At 64.4% G+C, this 12,579-nt stretch carries 14 protein-coding genes and 1 tRNA gene; 10 read left to right on the forward strand and 5 right to left on the reverse strand.

The window, feature by feature from the left end; translation table 11 throughout:
- The first annotated feature begins 94 nt into the window (after window positions 1–94).
- Complete coding sequence (locus tag WDJ57_RS01995) at window positions 95–1,207, forward strand: hypothetical protein (RefSeq protein WP_338903408.1); 1,113 nt, start codon at window positions 95–97, stop codon at window positions 1,205–1,207.
- A 52-nt stretch (window positions 1,208–1,259) separates the two neighbouring features.
- On the opposite strand, the gene WDJ57_RS02000 is transcribed toward WDJ57_RS01995, so the two are convergent.
- Complete coding sequence (locus WDJ57_RS02000; protein WP_338903410.1) at window positions 1,260–2,783, reverse strand: PKD domain-containing protein; 1,524 nt, start codon at window positions 2,781–2,783, stop codon at window positions 1,260–1,262.
- Between the two features lie 168 nt (window positions 2,784–2,951).
- Here WDJ57_RS02000 and WDJ57_RS02005 point away from each other — a divergent pair, with 168 nt between their 5' ends.
- The 3 genes from WDJ57_RS02005 (at window position 2,952) to WDJ57_RS02015 (ending at window position 4,949) form a co-directional block, all read left to right on the forward strand.
- Entirely contained in the window at window positions 2,952–3,992 is a 1,041-nt protein-coding gene (locus tag WDJ57_RS02005) for a tyrosine--tRNA ligase (RefSeq protein WP_338903412.1), read from the forward strand.
- A gap of 3 nt (window positions 3,993–3,995) precedes the next feature.
- Entirely contained in the window at window positions 3,996–4,733 is a 738-nt protein-coding gene (locus tag WDJ57_RS02010; protein WP_338903414.1) for a class I SAM-dependent methyltransferase, read from the forward strand.
- A 145-nt stretch (window positions 4,734–4,878) separates the two neighbouring features.
- Window positions 4,879–4,949 (forward strand) — tRNA-Gly (locus WDJ57_RS02015).
- Window positions 4,950–5,185: 236 nt separating this feature from the next.
- On the opposite strand, the gene WDJ57_RS02020 is transcribed toward WDJ57_RS02015, so the two are convergent.
- Window positions 5,186–5,578 carry a hypothetical protein gene (locus tag WDJ57_RS02020; RefSeq protein WP_338903417.1) on the reverse strand — a complete coding sequence of 131 codons (393 nt, stop codon included), beginning with the start codon at window positions 5,576–5,578 and terminating at the stop codon, window positions 5,186–5,188.
- A gap of 82 nt (window positions 5,579–5,660) precedes the next feature.
- On the opposite strand from WDJ57_RS02020, the gene pdhA reads away from it, so the two are divergent.
- On the forward strand, window positions 5,661–6,782 hold the full coding sequence (gene pdhA / locus WDJ57_RS02025; RefSeq protein WP_338903419.1) for a pyruvate dehydrogenase (acetyl-transferring) E1 component subunit alpha: 1,122 nt from the start codon (window positions 5,661–5,663) through the stop codon (window positions 6,780–6,782).
- A complete protein-coding gene (locus WDJ57_RS02030) occupies window positions 6,779–7,090 on the forward strand; it encodes a hypothetical protein (protein ID WP_338903421.1) in 312 nt (103 codons plus the stop codon). The genes pdhA and WDJ57_RS02030 overlap by 4 nt, the downstream gene beginning before the upstream one ends.
- Here the strand turns inward: WDJ57_RS02030 and WDJ57_RS02035 are convergent.
- Together WDJ57_RS02035 and WDJ57_RS02040 are read right to left on the reverse strand one after the other, a co-directional pair.
- Window positions 7,087–7,911: an HD domain-containing protein gene (locus WDJ57_RS02035; RefSeq protein ID WP_338903423.1), complete on the reverse strand. Its 825-nt coding sequence runs from the start codon at window positions 7,909–7,911 to the stop codon at window positions 7,087–7,089. The genes WDJ57_RS02030 and WDJ57_RS02035 overlap by 4 nt on opposite strands.
- 42 nt (window positions 7,912–7,953) lie before the next feature.
- A complete protein-coding gene (locus tag WDJ57_RS02040) occupies window positions 7,954–8,430 on the reverse strand; it encodes a redoxin domain-containing protein (protein ID WP_338903425.1) in 477 nt (158 codons plus the stop codon).
- A 134-nt stretch (window positions 8,431–8,564) separates the two neighbouring features.
- Between WDJ57_RS02040 and WDJ57_RS02045 the strand changes: the two genes are divergently transcribed.
- From WDJ57_RS02045 to WDJ57_RS02060, 4 genes are all read left to right on the forward strand, one after another.
- A complete protein-coding gene (locus tag WDJ57_RS02045) occupies window positions 8,565–8,840 on the forward strand; it encodes a Sec-independent protein translocase subunit TatA/TatB (RefSeq protein WP_338903427.1) in 276 nt (91 codons plus the stop codon).
- A gap of 225 nt (window positions 8,841–9,065) precedes the next feature.
- Window positions 9,066–9,692 carry a chemotaxis protein CheC gene (locus WDJ57_RS02050; protein WP_338903429.1) on the forward strand — a complete coding sequence of 209 codons (627 nt, stop codon included), beginning with the start codon at window positions 9,066–9,068 and terminating at the stop codon, window positions 9,690–9,692.
- 79 nt (window positions 9,693–9,771) lie between these two features.
- Window positions 9,772–10,425, forward strand: coding sequence for a chemotaxis protein CheC (locus WDJ57_RS02055; RefSeq protein ID WP_338903431.1), 654 nt, complete (start codon window positions 9,772–9,774; stop codon window positions 10,423–10,425).
- A 25-nt stretch (window positions 10,426–10,450) separates the two neighbouring features.
- The gene (locus WDJ57_RS02060; RefSeq protein WP_338903434.1) at window positions 10,451–10,927 is read left to right on the forward strand and encodes a CopD family protein; all 477 of its coding nucleotides are present in this window, start codon (window positions 10,451–10,453) and stop codon (window positions 10,925–10,927) included.
- A 6-nt stretch (window positions 10,928–10,933) separates the two neighbouring features.
- On the opposite strand, the gene WDJ57_RS02065 is transcribed toward WDJ57_RS02060, so the two are convergent.
- On the reverse strand, window positions 10,934–12,577 hold the full coding sequence (locus tag WDJ57_RS02065; RefSeq protein ID WP_338903435.1) for a GMC family oxidoreductase: 1,644 nt from the start codon (window positions 12,575–12,577) through the stop codon (window positions 10,934–10,936).
- Window positions 12,578–12,579 lie beyond the last annotated feature (2 nt).

A 12,579-nucleotide genomic window follows, 5' to 3' on the forward strand; every position in this document is an offset into this window, starting at 1 on the left:
CGAACGGTCCCCGCTCGGCGACGACGCCGAGCGCACGTTCGACCACGCCCGAATCTTGACTTTTTAGTACCAGAGCGTGACAACTCCGCGTCAGATGCGCGGGACACTGTTCCTCGTTGCCCTCGTCGCGCTGGCTGGCTGCTCGGGGGCGCTCGTGGGAGACGACAGGGGCACCGCGACACCAACTGAGACAGCGACGCTCCAGCCGACACCGACTGCGACACCGTCTGTGACGGCAACTCCGACTGCGACACCGACACCAACCGTGACCGCAACGGAGACGGCGACGGCACAACCGGAACCGCAGATAGACCCCGAAGTGCGACGGCGGTACGAGCGACTGAATCAGCGTGTCGACGAAAAGACAGTCTCGTTGCTCGATAGCGGCGTCTACAACGAGACGACCGTAGGGTACGCCATCGAACAGGATACGAACGAGACGCGCCGGCAGCTGTTCCGCGGCGAGGCCATGCCCGTTCCCCAGGCTGCCGCCCTCGAAATGGCGAACATGGAGCACCCCCCGGAGCACGCGCGAATCGGTATCTTCGATGAGGATACCGAACTGATCTGGATGAATACCTTCACCGTAGAGACCGCGCGGGCGTATGCCAACCGTTCGATAACGCCCGACGAATTCCGGGAACGGCTCGAACGCAATGCGGCCGTGTCCGAGCGCTTGCAGAACGGGAGTGCGAGTCGAGACACGCTATTGGTCTGGGAAACCGGTGACAGGGCTCGCATCAGCTACATTCATGGCATCATCGAAGCTGCCAGAAACTCCAAGCTGGGTGAAAAAATGAATATTACTGATGCCGGTCTTCACAACGAGAGCTACGATCTCGAAGAATACGACATCTCTGTGGAGGAGAACACATCGATCTACATCACACTTCAGTTCCCTCGTGACGGGGGGAACGAGAGTTTTGAGTACGGTTGGTTTGATGAAGATTTGAGGGCAGCTGCATCAGGAGTTCTCTACGACATATGGGCTCATGTTTCTACATACAGCCCATATGGAAACCGGCCAGGTTCGCTCCAAATCCGGTATATTGATCCAAACGGGACCTTATATGCTACTGATGTTATCCCATATGAGGTTGGTTATTCTTACGAAGTTGGGGACCTGACTAATGTCGGATTTATCAGAGCTATAGCGCCTCTCTCGGAAAATTTCAATGGTGGGCCTGAGCGAGAGGTTGAAGACTAGATATTCAACAGCATATTGTAACATATCGAATTTTGATAATTACATGATGTGCTCAGCCGACAAGTAATGAGGTACTATCTTGTGATCCTGTACCGCCTGATAAATTCACACTTCCATCACCAGTATCTGGGGTGGTTTCCTCAGACTGTTCTGTCTCAATTGCAGGTTGTGGATCAATATCTACATTATACCATGAACTACTGGAGTCAGAGTTACTGTCGGAAGACTTAGTTGTATCATCATTATTTCCACTTATGAGTGAAGGGGAGTCGCTGGAACCGGAAGGAGAATATTGAGAGGAGGCAGAATGCTCTGAATCTGAGTCTTCTGACTCAGAGCTATCCGAACCCGAATCACTCCGAGTACCCGAAGCAGACGATCCTGAATTGTCTACGTTAGTACTACTCGTGGTTTTTGGTGGCGATCCTATTCTAGAAATTTCATCCACATCTGGAGAATTGTCTACAGGATCACTATTGGTTTTGAGATCAACCGATCGTGAACTGTCAACCAAATCTGAACCGGAATGGCTATTACGCGGAGATCCTGTCATGTCCTGCTCAGTAATCATATCTGTTGTTCCAACACGGACACCAGGACTATGAACATCACCATTGTCCTCAAAATTTTCAGCAATCTCACCGGATATTCTGTACTTGGTCAATCCACCAGAATCTTCGATTAGATTAACATTATTGCTTGAACGATACATACGTCGTAAGGTCGCTCGTTTCACACCGTACCCGCTCGGGTCGGTGCCCATCGTATCGGTATACGAGTCCCGGGGAGAGACTTTGTTCGAGGCGACGTCGTCGTCGCCACGGAAGCGAAACGTGTAGGTGTACCTGTTCGTGCCGGTGACGTGGTTCCGGACGATCTCCTCGAAGTACCCGTGTCCGTCAGATGGCAGGCTGCCACCCGTGGCGGAGACGCCATTCCCGGTCGAACCATCGTTACTCGGCGCAAGGGACGCCACGTCGACCGACACGCTATCCTCGGCGGTGCGACCGGCGACGTCCGAGACGGCAACAGAAAGTGTGGGCGACCCGTGGGTGTCGAACGATAGCGTTCGCGCACGAGTGGCCTCTCTGGTGTCGAGGTCAGTCCTCCCCAGGGTAGTACCGTTCCGTTCCCACGTGAGCGTCGAGAGGGCCACACCACCCGACGAGACTGCTGCCCGGTAGGTGTGGCTCCCGTCCGCCGTCACGCTGCTCGGCCCGGTCAGCGTCACCGACGGCGGGTCAGCTTGCGCGACATCCACCACGAGCGTGTCGGAGCGAGCGGCCCCACCGTCGTCTGTCACAGTCACGGTCACGTTGTACTCGCCGCTCTGGTTCGCCAGGAAGTGCGTCCGTTCACAGGAGGGACACGCCGGCGAGCGAGTCGTGCCGTCGGGGGCGACGATTTGCCAGCGATACGCGTCGATGGTGCCGTCGGGGTCCGTCGACCCTCCGGCGTCTAGATACACTGTCGCACCCTGCTGTACCTCCTGGTCGAGGCCGGCGTCAGCCAGCGGCGGCTGGTTCGCACTCACGACACCGGCACCGAGACAGAGCCCGGCAACCACGACGACCACCAGTAATCCCCGTCCCATGTGCTCTCAGGTCGGGGTGGCCTCCCTCTTGCATAAATAATCTGGCGTTTTCGGTGAGTGTGCCACGCGTCGAGACTGGCGTGGGCGGGCGATTGGCACCGTGCGTGGCCAAGCGTACGATTTAACCACACGCGCGCGGGAACCGGTGGTATGAACACGGCCGACCGGGTCGACCTCGTCACGCGGTACACGGAGGAGGTCATCACTGAGGAGGAGCTCGCTGAACTGCTGGACGACGAGTCGCCGTCGGCCTACATCGGCTACGCACCGACCGGGGAGATGCACATCGGGCACTTCACGACGATGCGAAAGCTCGCCGACTTCGTGCGCGCCGGGCTGGACGTGACGGTCCTCATCGCGGACCTCCACGCACACCTCGACGACGAGAAGAGCCCGTTCGAGCTGCTGGACGCACGCGCGGCCTACTACGAGGTGGCCATCGAGGGAATGATAGCGGCTGCCGGCGCGGATCCGGACGACGTCGAGTTCGTCCGCGGGACGGACTTCCAGCTCGACGAGGAGTACACGCTGGAGATGTACCGCATGGCTGCCGAGACGACCATCGCCCGGTCGCAGCGGGCAGCAAGCGAGGTGGTTCGGGAGAGCGAGAGCCCGAACCTCGGCGGTCTCATCTACCCGCTGATGCAGAGCCTCGACGTGAAGGCGCTGGAGGCGGACATCGCCTACGGAGGCATCGACCAGCGCGGCATCTACATGCTCAGCCGCGAGATACTGCCTGACCACGGCTGGCACGAACCGGTCTGCCTGTTCGCGCCGCTTCTGTCCGGCCTGTCCGGCGGCAAGATGAGCGCGTCCGACGAGACGTCCAAGGTCAACCTCACCGACGACCCAGAATCCGTCGCGGAGAAAATCAACGACGCGTACTGTCCGATGGGCGAAGTCGAGGGCAACGGCGTGCTGGAGTACGTCGAGTACCTCGTCTGGCCGATTCTCGACGAGCGCGGCGAGCCCTTCGTCGTCGAGCGACCCGACGAGTACGGCGGTGACCTCACGTACGACACCTACGAGGACCTCGAAGCCGATTTTGTGAGCCAGGAGCTCCACCCGGCGGACCTCAAGACCGCCGCCGCCGACTACATCGACGGCGTCATCGCGCCGGTCCGCGAGCGGCTGGCCGAACACGACGACCTCCTGGCGGAGGCCTACCCCGAGAAGTACGGGGACGAGTAGGCCATGGCCGGCGGCGACGAGAGTAGTGGCGAGGGGGGTCAACACGGTGACGACGACATCGACGACCACCGCCGGCCCGGCCGCGTCCGCGACGTGTACGACGACATCGCCCCTCACTTCTCGGACACGCGAGCGTACCCCTGGCCGGAGGTCGAGGCGTTCGTCGACGGCTGCGACCACGGACACCGCGGGCTCGACGTCGGGTGTGGTAACGGTCGCCACCTGGTCGTCCTGTCGCGGCGAGTCGACCGCCCGGTGGGACTGGACGTCAGCCGGAATCTCCTGGTCGAAGCCCGCGAGCGAGTCGAAGCGGACGCTCCGAGCGGCGTCCTGGTCCAGGGAGACGCCGCGGCCCTTCCGCTGATGGCGGGCACTATCGACATCGCCGTCTACGTCGCGACGCTGCACCACCTGCCGGACAGAGAGCACCGCCGCCGGAGTCTGGACGAGCTTGCGCGGGTTCTCGACGAGGGCGGGCGAGCCCTCGTGAGCGCGTGGAGTACCGCCCACGACCGGTTCGACGCGACGGCGGACGCACGGGAGGGGTTCGACACGACGCTCGACTGGACGCTCCCGGGCGGCGAGACGGTGCCCCGATTTTACCACATCTACGCCCCGGCGGAGTTCGACGAGGACCTGGCCGCGAGCGACCTAGTGGTCGAGGAGAGTTACGTCTCCAGCGGGAACTGTTACGCCGAGGTGACCGTCGCCACCGACGACTCCGAAGGGAAACGCCCTTAATCGCTGGCGGGGAACGTGGATTTGAGCGCCGGTGGTGAGCAATTCCGAAGGGGTTGCGAACTACGGGGCGCGAACGAAGTGAGCGCGCCGGTGGTGAGCGGATCGGAGATTCGCGAGCCTCGGCGTGAACGAGCGAAGCGAGTGAGCGCCGGTGGTCTAGTGGCAGGACCTGAGCCTTCCAAGCTCATGGCCCGGGTTCAAATCCCGGCCGGCGCATTATTGTCTCGAACATCGTGAGAGACATAATCGCCCCGGCGGGATTCTGAACCCTGCAAGTCACAGCCTGCGCAGCGAAGCGAGCAGGAATGTCTTGCTCCGGTTCCAAATCCCGGCCGGCGCACTTCTGCGAGGAACGAAAACGAGTAGCGATGCTGCCTGAGTGCTCCAAGTTCTAACGGCCGAGAGAACCGGGCGAGACGTCTACGGAGAGACGCCTACGCGTACCGATGGAGTCACCGCTCGACGGGCATCCACTCGTCGGACGAGACGTACGCCTCCGGGTCGTCCGGGTCGTATATCCTGAATCGGTCCCCCTCTCGACGCGTACTGACTGTCGGGTGCTCCGCAGGCGCCGATGGTCCACCTGGGGACCGCTGTGCCCGCCGTCGCGAGTCGGTTGCGGGCAGGTTCTCCCGCCGGTCACCGACTACTATCTCGCCGACGGGCTCGGACCCGTCCCTCGACTCGGGTGCGGTCCCCTTCTCGCCGAACGTGACGAGCGAGCGGACGCCATCGAGCAGGCGGCTGGCAACCCCACGCAGGCGTACCCGGATACCTCTCGGTCCGTCCGACGCGTCGGTCTCCGAGGCGTGCTCACCGTCCCCCTCGATGGGTGTGATACCCATACTCATACAACGGGAGCAACGGTAAAAACCGTTGTGTCGGTGAGGCAAAGAGCTATCAGCGACGCGTCCGTCCCGGCAGACTGTGACCGCCGACAGGACGCCGGACCGCGTCCAGATTCTCACTCCGGAGGGCAAGGTACGGGACGGGGCAGAGGTGCCCGACATCGGCGACGAGCGCCTGGTCCGAATCTACGAGCAGATGCGCGTCGCGCGCCATCTGGACGAGCGCGCCACGACGCTGCACCGACAGGGACGGATGGGGACGTATCCGCCCCTCGCCGGACAGGAGGCGGCGCAGGTCGCGTCGACGCACGCACTCGCACCGGACGACTGGATATCCTACCAGTACCGCGAGCACGGGTCCGTCGTGGCCCGCGGCCTCTCCTACGAGTACCTGCTCTACTGGATGGGCCACGAGGCCGGCAACGAGTGGCTGCCCGAGCGCCACGTCTTCCCCGTCAACATCTCTATCGGGAGCCATCTGCCACACGCCGCCGGGATGGCGTGGGCGGCGAAGCTGAAGGGTGACGACGTCGCGGTCGCCTGTCACTTCGGGGACGGTGCCACCTCCGAGGGGGACTTCCACGAGGCGCTGAACTTCGCGGGCGTGTTCGACGTGCCCGCCATCTTCGTCTGCAACAACAACCAGTACGCGATTTCGGTCCCGCGCAACCGACAGACCGCGAGCGCGACAATCGCCCAGAAAGCCCGGGCCTACGGGATGCGCGGCGTCCTCGTCGACGGGATGGACCCCCTCGCCGTCTACGAGGTGATGAGCGAGGCCGTCGAGCGGGCGAAGGACCCGGCGGCGACGCCGGACCACGACGCCGGACGGACCGCGCGGCCGACGCTGGTGGAGGCCGAGATGTACCGGCTCGGACCGCACACGACGGTCGACGACCCGTCGGTCTACCGCGAGGACGCTGAGGTCGAGCGGTGGCGCGAGCGGGACCCGATACCGCGGCTGGAGCGGTTCCTGCGCGACCGGGGGTTGCTGGACGACGAGGAGATAGACGCGCTGGAGGAGCGCATCGCCGAGGAAGTCGCAGAGATGGTCGACAGGGCGGAGTCCTACGAGGCCGACCCGACGGAGATGTTCGAGTACACCTACGCCGAACAGACGCCGCGACTGCGCGAGCAACAGGCGTACTTCGAGCGCTTGCGGGAGCGTCACCCCGACGAGACCTTCCGCCAGGACGAATGACCGGGGAACCGACAGCCAACGACGTCGACCCATACGACCACGTTCGCGCGACCGACCGGTCGTCGGTCCCGTCCGGCGTCTATCGGGTCGTCGGGACCGGTGACCCGGTGACGCTGGTGCGCGTGACCGACGCCGAGGGTCGCCGGCGACACACCGGGCAGGTCGTTTCGGTTCCGGCGGCGACGCTGTCGGCGTCGTTCGACCCCGCCGAGAACCCGGACCAGGGATTCGCGATTCGTGACCTGGTGGCCCCGTTCGTCACCGTCCCGCAGGCGGTGGCCTACTGGCTGCGTCGCCTGTTCCCCTAGAGTTCGATGCGCTCGACTATCTGGCCGTCCTCCTCGTGCGTGTTGAGCGCGACGATGCGGATGTCGTCTTCAAGCCCCGAGTCGTGGAGTTTCGCCTTCAGGAGGTTGTCGACCTGGTAGACGCCGGCGGCGTTGTTCATCTGAATCTCGACGAGGACGGGCTTGTCGTCGCCCTCGTGGAGCGTGACCCGCTCGATGGCCTGACTGGAGACGGTGTTGATGCCGCGGCCGCCGCGCTCGTAGGGGATGCGCGAGCGCCCCCGTTCCATGTCGAGCGCGTCCGCCACGCGGACGACGCCGGCCTCCAGCGTGAGCGGTTCTTCCTCGGTGTGGTGACAGAGGATCGCGTGCAGGACCTCCCCCTTCATCCGGATGCGGTCGCCAGTGTCGTAGAACTCGGGGAGAAAGCGGTCGAGGACGTCCGCGGCCAGCGGGATAGAGTAGTAGGGGTGTTCGTCGCGGTGGACGATGTGGCCGATGTCGTGCAGGACTGCCGCGAGCGCGATGATGACCGACTCGTCGGCCTCGTCGAGTCCCTGCTGGCGCGCGCCGTCGAACTCGACGTCGCCGCGTTTCAGCAGGTCGTACAGACACAGCGCGCGATTGCGGACGATGCTGATGTGCTTGCGCCCGTGGTCGTTGTACCGCTTGCGGACCACCGGATTGACGTTCTGTGCTTCCAGGTAGGCGTGTATCTCCTCGTCTGCGTCGACGGCGTCCAGGACGGCGTTGAGACGCTCGTCGGGGAACGCGTGGTCGGCGGCGGCGTCGTACACCCGGCCGCCGGAGGAATCCGACGCTGCGGAGTTCTCGTCGCTCATGTACCGCGTAGATGTGTCGCCGGCAAAAAAGGGCTGCCCCGGTCAGTCGGCCGCTTCCGCCGCCGCTTCGAGTTCGTCGTAGTCCGGTTCGACGCCCGCGTCGTCGGTGACCCAGGCGTAGGAGACGACGCCGTCGGAGTCGACGACGAAGACGGCGCGCTTGGCGATGTGCTCGACGCCGAGGTGGTCGAAGTTCATCGAGATGTCGTAGGCGTCGATGAGGTCACGCGTGGAGTCGCTGATGAGGTCGAAGTCGAGCCCGAGCTGGTCGCGGAACTCGTTGAGTGCGAAGGGCGTGTCGACGCTGACGCCGTAGACGGTCGCCCCGACGTCCTCGAAGGCCGCCAGGCGGTCGTCGAAGGTGTTCATCTCGTGACTGCAGACGCTGGTGAACGCGCCCGGGAAGAACGCGAGCACGAGCGGGCCGTCGCCGACCCGTTCCGAGAGCGTGAACTCCTCGATGTCGCCGTTCGCGAGCGGTGCTGTGAAATCCGGGGCCTCGTCGCCTTCTGTGACCATGCCCGCGAGTTCGAACGACGATGGTAAGCCAGTTCCGTCTCTCACCGCCTGTGTGAATATGTGTCAATTATACCGTCGGTGGCTTTATTCGAGCAAAAAGCCTATAATCGGGAGTAGGCAAAGGACAGATAGCAATGGTAACAGTACCAGTACCGCTCTTCGGGCCAGTCCCGGGGGGGATGGAGATGGTCGTCATCCTGTTGATCGCCGTGTTGCTGTTCGGCGCGAACAAGATTCCGAAGCTCGCACGGTCGACGGGTGAGGCGATGGGAGAGTTCAAGAAGGGCCGTCAGGAAGTCGAACAGGAGCTCCAGGACCTCCAGGAGGGCGAGGTCGAAGCGAGTTCCGACGACGAGGGGCTCGACCTCTCGGACGACACCGACACTTCCACGGAGTCCACGAGCAACTGACCGGCGAGTTCGACGGGCGCGCTCCCGGCGGGTGCCGTCGACGTCGCCACCTTTCTCTCCCCGCTGCGTCCCGAGTGACAACGCCCGGCGTCGGCAGTCACGGGCGCACCGAACGTGCGCGAGAGCCTAGGAGACCGGCCCCGACTCGTAAACGCTTATGAGTGACGGCAGGCGAGGGTGAACCAACGCGGAGACGCGCCACGTCCCGCGAACCGACTGATACCAATGCCACTCCTCGTCGACGTCCGGCAACTGAGCGTCATCAACGACCTCATCCACCAGGGCGCAACGAACGTCGCCGCGTCGTTCAGCACGCTGGCCGGCGTCGAGACGACCATCGACATCCAGAGCATCGCGTTCGTCGACCCGGCGGACCTGGGGCGGGAAATCGGCACGGACGAGGTCTACGCGGCGACCATCGACCTCACCGAGCCACCCTACGGCTCGTTCATGCTGACGTTCTCGAACGAGACGGCGGCGCTCGTGGCCGAACTCGTGGCCGGGTCGCCAGTGGAGGGCGACATGACGAGCCTCCAGGAGAGCGCGCTCCAGGAGATGTGCAACATCTGCACGTCCGGCTTCATCGACGGGTTCGCGAACACGCTCGACACGACCATCGACATGGGGACGCCGGACCTGACGCAGACTGACGGCGCGGCGATTCTCGACTCCCAGCTCTCACACGTCGACGACGAGAGCATCGCCATCGTCCTCGACTCGACCATTCGCGTCCCGGAGCAGGGCCGGGAACTGGAACTGCACGTCTACCTCGTGCCCGCGCCGGGGTCCTTCGTGAACCTCCTGGACCGCCTCGACGTCGAAGCAGACGGCGGGAGCGGGTCGACCCGGTGAACTGACCCGGGCCGACAGACGGCGGCGGTTCGACCGGGCAGTGCGTAACCTCTAACACGGTGCCCGGGGAACCGCCGGTATGCCAATCCTCGTCGATATTCGCAAGCTGACGATAATCGGCAAGCTCATCCAGCACGGGGCGAGCAACGTCGCCTCGTCGCTGTCGACGATGGCGGGTATCGACGCGGACGTGAAGATAAAGAGCCTCTCCTTCGTCCAGCCGGGGGACATCGCGACGGAGATGGGCGAGGGCGAGATGTACCACGCGAACATCCGCCTCACCGAGCCACCGTACGGCGTCTTCGTGATGACCTTCGACGACCACACGGCCGCGGAGATAGCCGAGCACATGACCGGTGAATCCGCCGACGACGGCCTCGACCAGATGCACGAGAGCGCGCTCCAGGAGGTGTGCAACATCCTCACCTCGGGCTTTATCGACGGCATCGCGAACACGCTGGAGACGACCATCGACATGGAGACGCCCCACCTGGAGCGGGCGGACACGGAACAGATAGCGGACCGGACGCTCTCGCACATTCATCAGGACTCGCTGTCTATCGTGCTGGACTCGGTCGTCGACCTGGCCGACGAAGACACCGAGTTCCAGCTTCACATCTTCCTGATTCCGGACCCCGGCTCCTTCGTCAACGTCATCGACAAACTCGACGTCGAGGAGATACGCGCGAAGGAATCCATCGGCGGACTCCACGACGAAGACCGAGCATTTTGAGAGGGTGGGGCTGTCACCCACGTGTATGTCGTTGCTCAACGCCGGTGTGTACGTCGTCCACCTCCTGTTTGCCGCGCTGTGGACCGGAAGTGTGCTGTTCGCATGGTACGTCGTCCTCCCGCTCGCGCGCGACGGGAACCTGAACGCGAGTCCGCTCGGGACCGTCGCCGGGAAACTGACGACGATCTCCCGCGCGAGCGCCGCAGTGTTGTTCCTGACGGGCGGACACATGGCCGCCGCCGCGGCTGGCTACACCGTCGAGTCGCTGACCGGTACCACGCAGGGTCACCTCGTCATCGCGATGATAGTCCTGTGGTTCGGACTCGCCGGGCTGGTCGAGGTCGGCACCAGTAAACTCACCGACGGAACCGGACGCGACAAGGTGCGAGAGCCCGCCCACGAGGCGACGCGGTTCTTCCAGGTCGGGGCGGTCTTCGCCGTCCTGCTCCTCGTGGATGCGGGGCTCATCATCTCCAGTCGCATGGGTATCTTCCTGCTCTGAGGGCGGTCAGAGGTCCGCGTCGAGGTAGTCGGCTGCCTTCAGCGCGAGCGCCGCGATGGTCAGCGTCGGGTTCATCGCCCCCGAGGTGACGAACACGCTGCTGGACGCGACTGTGAGGTTTCGAACGTCGTGGGTCCGCAGGCGCGGGTTCACGACGCTCGCATCCGGGTCCGTCCCCATCCTGGTCGTCCCCATGTGGTGGTAAGCAGGCCCTGTGTCCTCGGGGCCGACGGTCCAGCCGACGTCGACGCCCAGTTCGGAGAGGACAGCGTGCTGTATCTCGTTGGCCCGCCGGAGCGTCCGCTCGGTCCGGGCGTCCAGCGACCAGTGGATGTCGGGGACCGGGTTCCCGTGGTCGTCCGTCGTCGACGTGTCGAGGGTGACGCGGTTCGTCTTCTGTGGGCGCTGACCGACCAGCCCGCCCATCGCGATGGAGTGGCCGTAGGCCTCCCGCAGCGACGCCAGCAGGTCGTCGCCCCACTCCTCGCCGTTCAGGGCCAGCTCGACCGGCGACGGCCCCGCGTAGTTGAAGAACTCCAGTTTCATCGGCGCAAAGTTGTCGTCTGACGCCGGAACGACCTCGGTGCCGTCCGCACGCGTCACCGCCTGCCCGGGGTCGTCGTAGAACTGGTGGGTCTCGCTGGTCAGGAAGCCGATGTGGTTCTGCCTGGTGCGGCGGTCGAGGGTCCCGCCAGCGCCCGCGAACAGGTGCTCCATGAAATAGTGTCCGACGAGGCCGCTGCTGTTCGCCAGCCCGTCGGGATGGTCATCGTTTTCGGAGAGCAACAGCAGGCGGGGAATCTCGACGCCGCCCGCTGCGAGGACGAACTGCCGCGCTTCCTGGCGGTACGTCTCCCCGTCCGGCGTCGCGTACTCCGCTGCGGTGACGCGCTCGCCGCCGTCCTCCGTCAGGAGTCGCTGGACCGGGACCCGGTCGATGACGCGCGCGCCGGCCTCGACTGCTCTGTCGACGTGGACGTCCGCGCTGTACTTCGCGCCGGAGGGGCAGACTGGCTGGCACGTCCCGTACCCGACGCAGGGGCTCCGGCCGTCGTAGGCCTCCGAGTTGCGCGCGTTGGGGACCGAGTGCATCGCGATACCGAGGCGTTCGCAGGCGTCGGCGAACAGCGAGTCGCTGTAACTCGGCGGGAACGCGGGCATCGGGAACGGTTCGTCCCGGGGCGGCGCGAACGGGTTGTCGTCCGCGCCGGCGACGCCCAGTTCCCGCTCCGCGTCGGCGTAGTACCCCCGGATGTCGTCGTAGTCCACCGGCCAGGCCGGGTCGCCGCCGGTTCCCGCCGCGCCCGAGAAGTCAGACTCGTGCAGGCGCATCACCATCGCCTGCCAGTGCAGCGTCGACCCGCCGACGCCCTTCACGCGGGCGACGTTCAGCGGGTAGTACCGCTCGCCGCTGGAAGTGTACCTGTCGCGCTCACCACCCATCTCCCAGACGTCCCCTTCGTCGTACGGTGGCCGGATGGCCCGCTCCATCCGGTTCGTGCGCTCCTCGAACGCGAATCTCGGTCCCGCTTCGAGAACGACGACCTCGTGACCGCGCTCGGCGAGCGTCGCCGCGACGAGCGCACCCGCCGGTCCCGCACCGACGATACAGACGTCCACCCGCGGTTCCGGCGCCCTGTCTCTCGCCATCG

It is taken from the genome of Salinibaculum sp. SYNS191 (assembly GCF_037338445.1).
Taxonomy (GTDB): Archaea; Halobacteriota; Halobacteria; order Halobacteriales; family Haloarculaceae; genus Salinibaculum; species Salinibaculum marinum.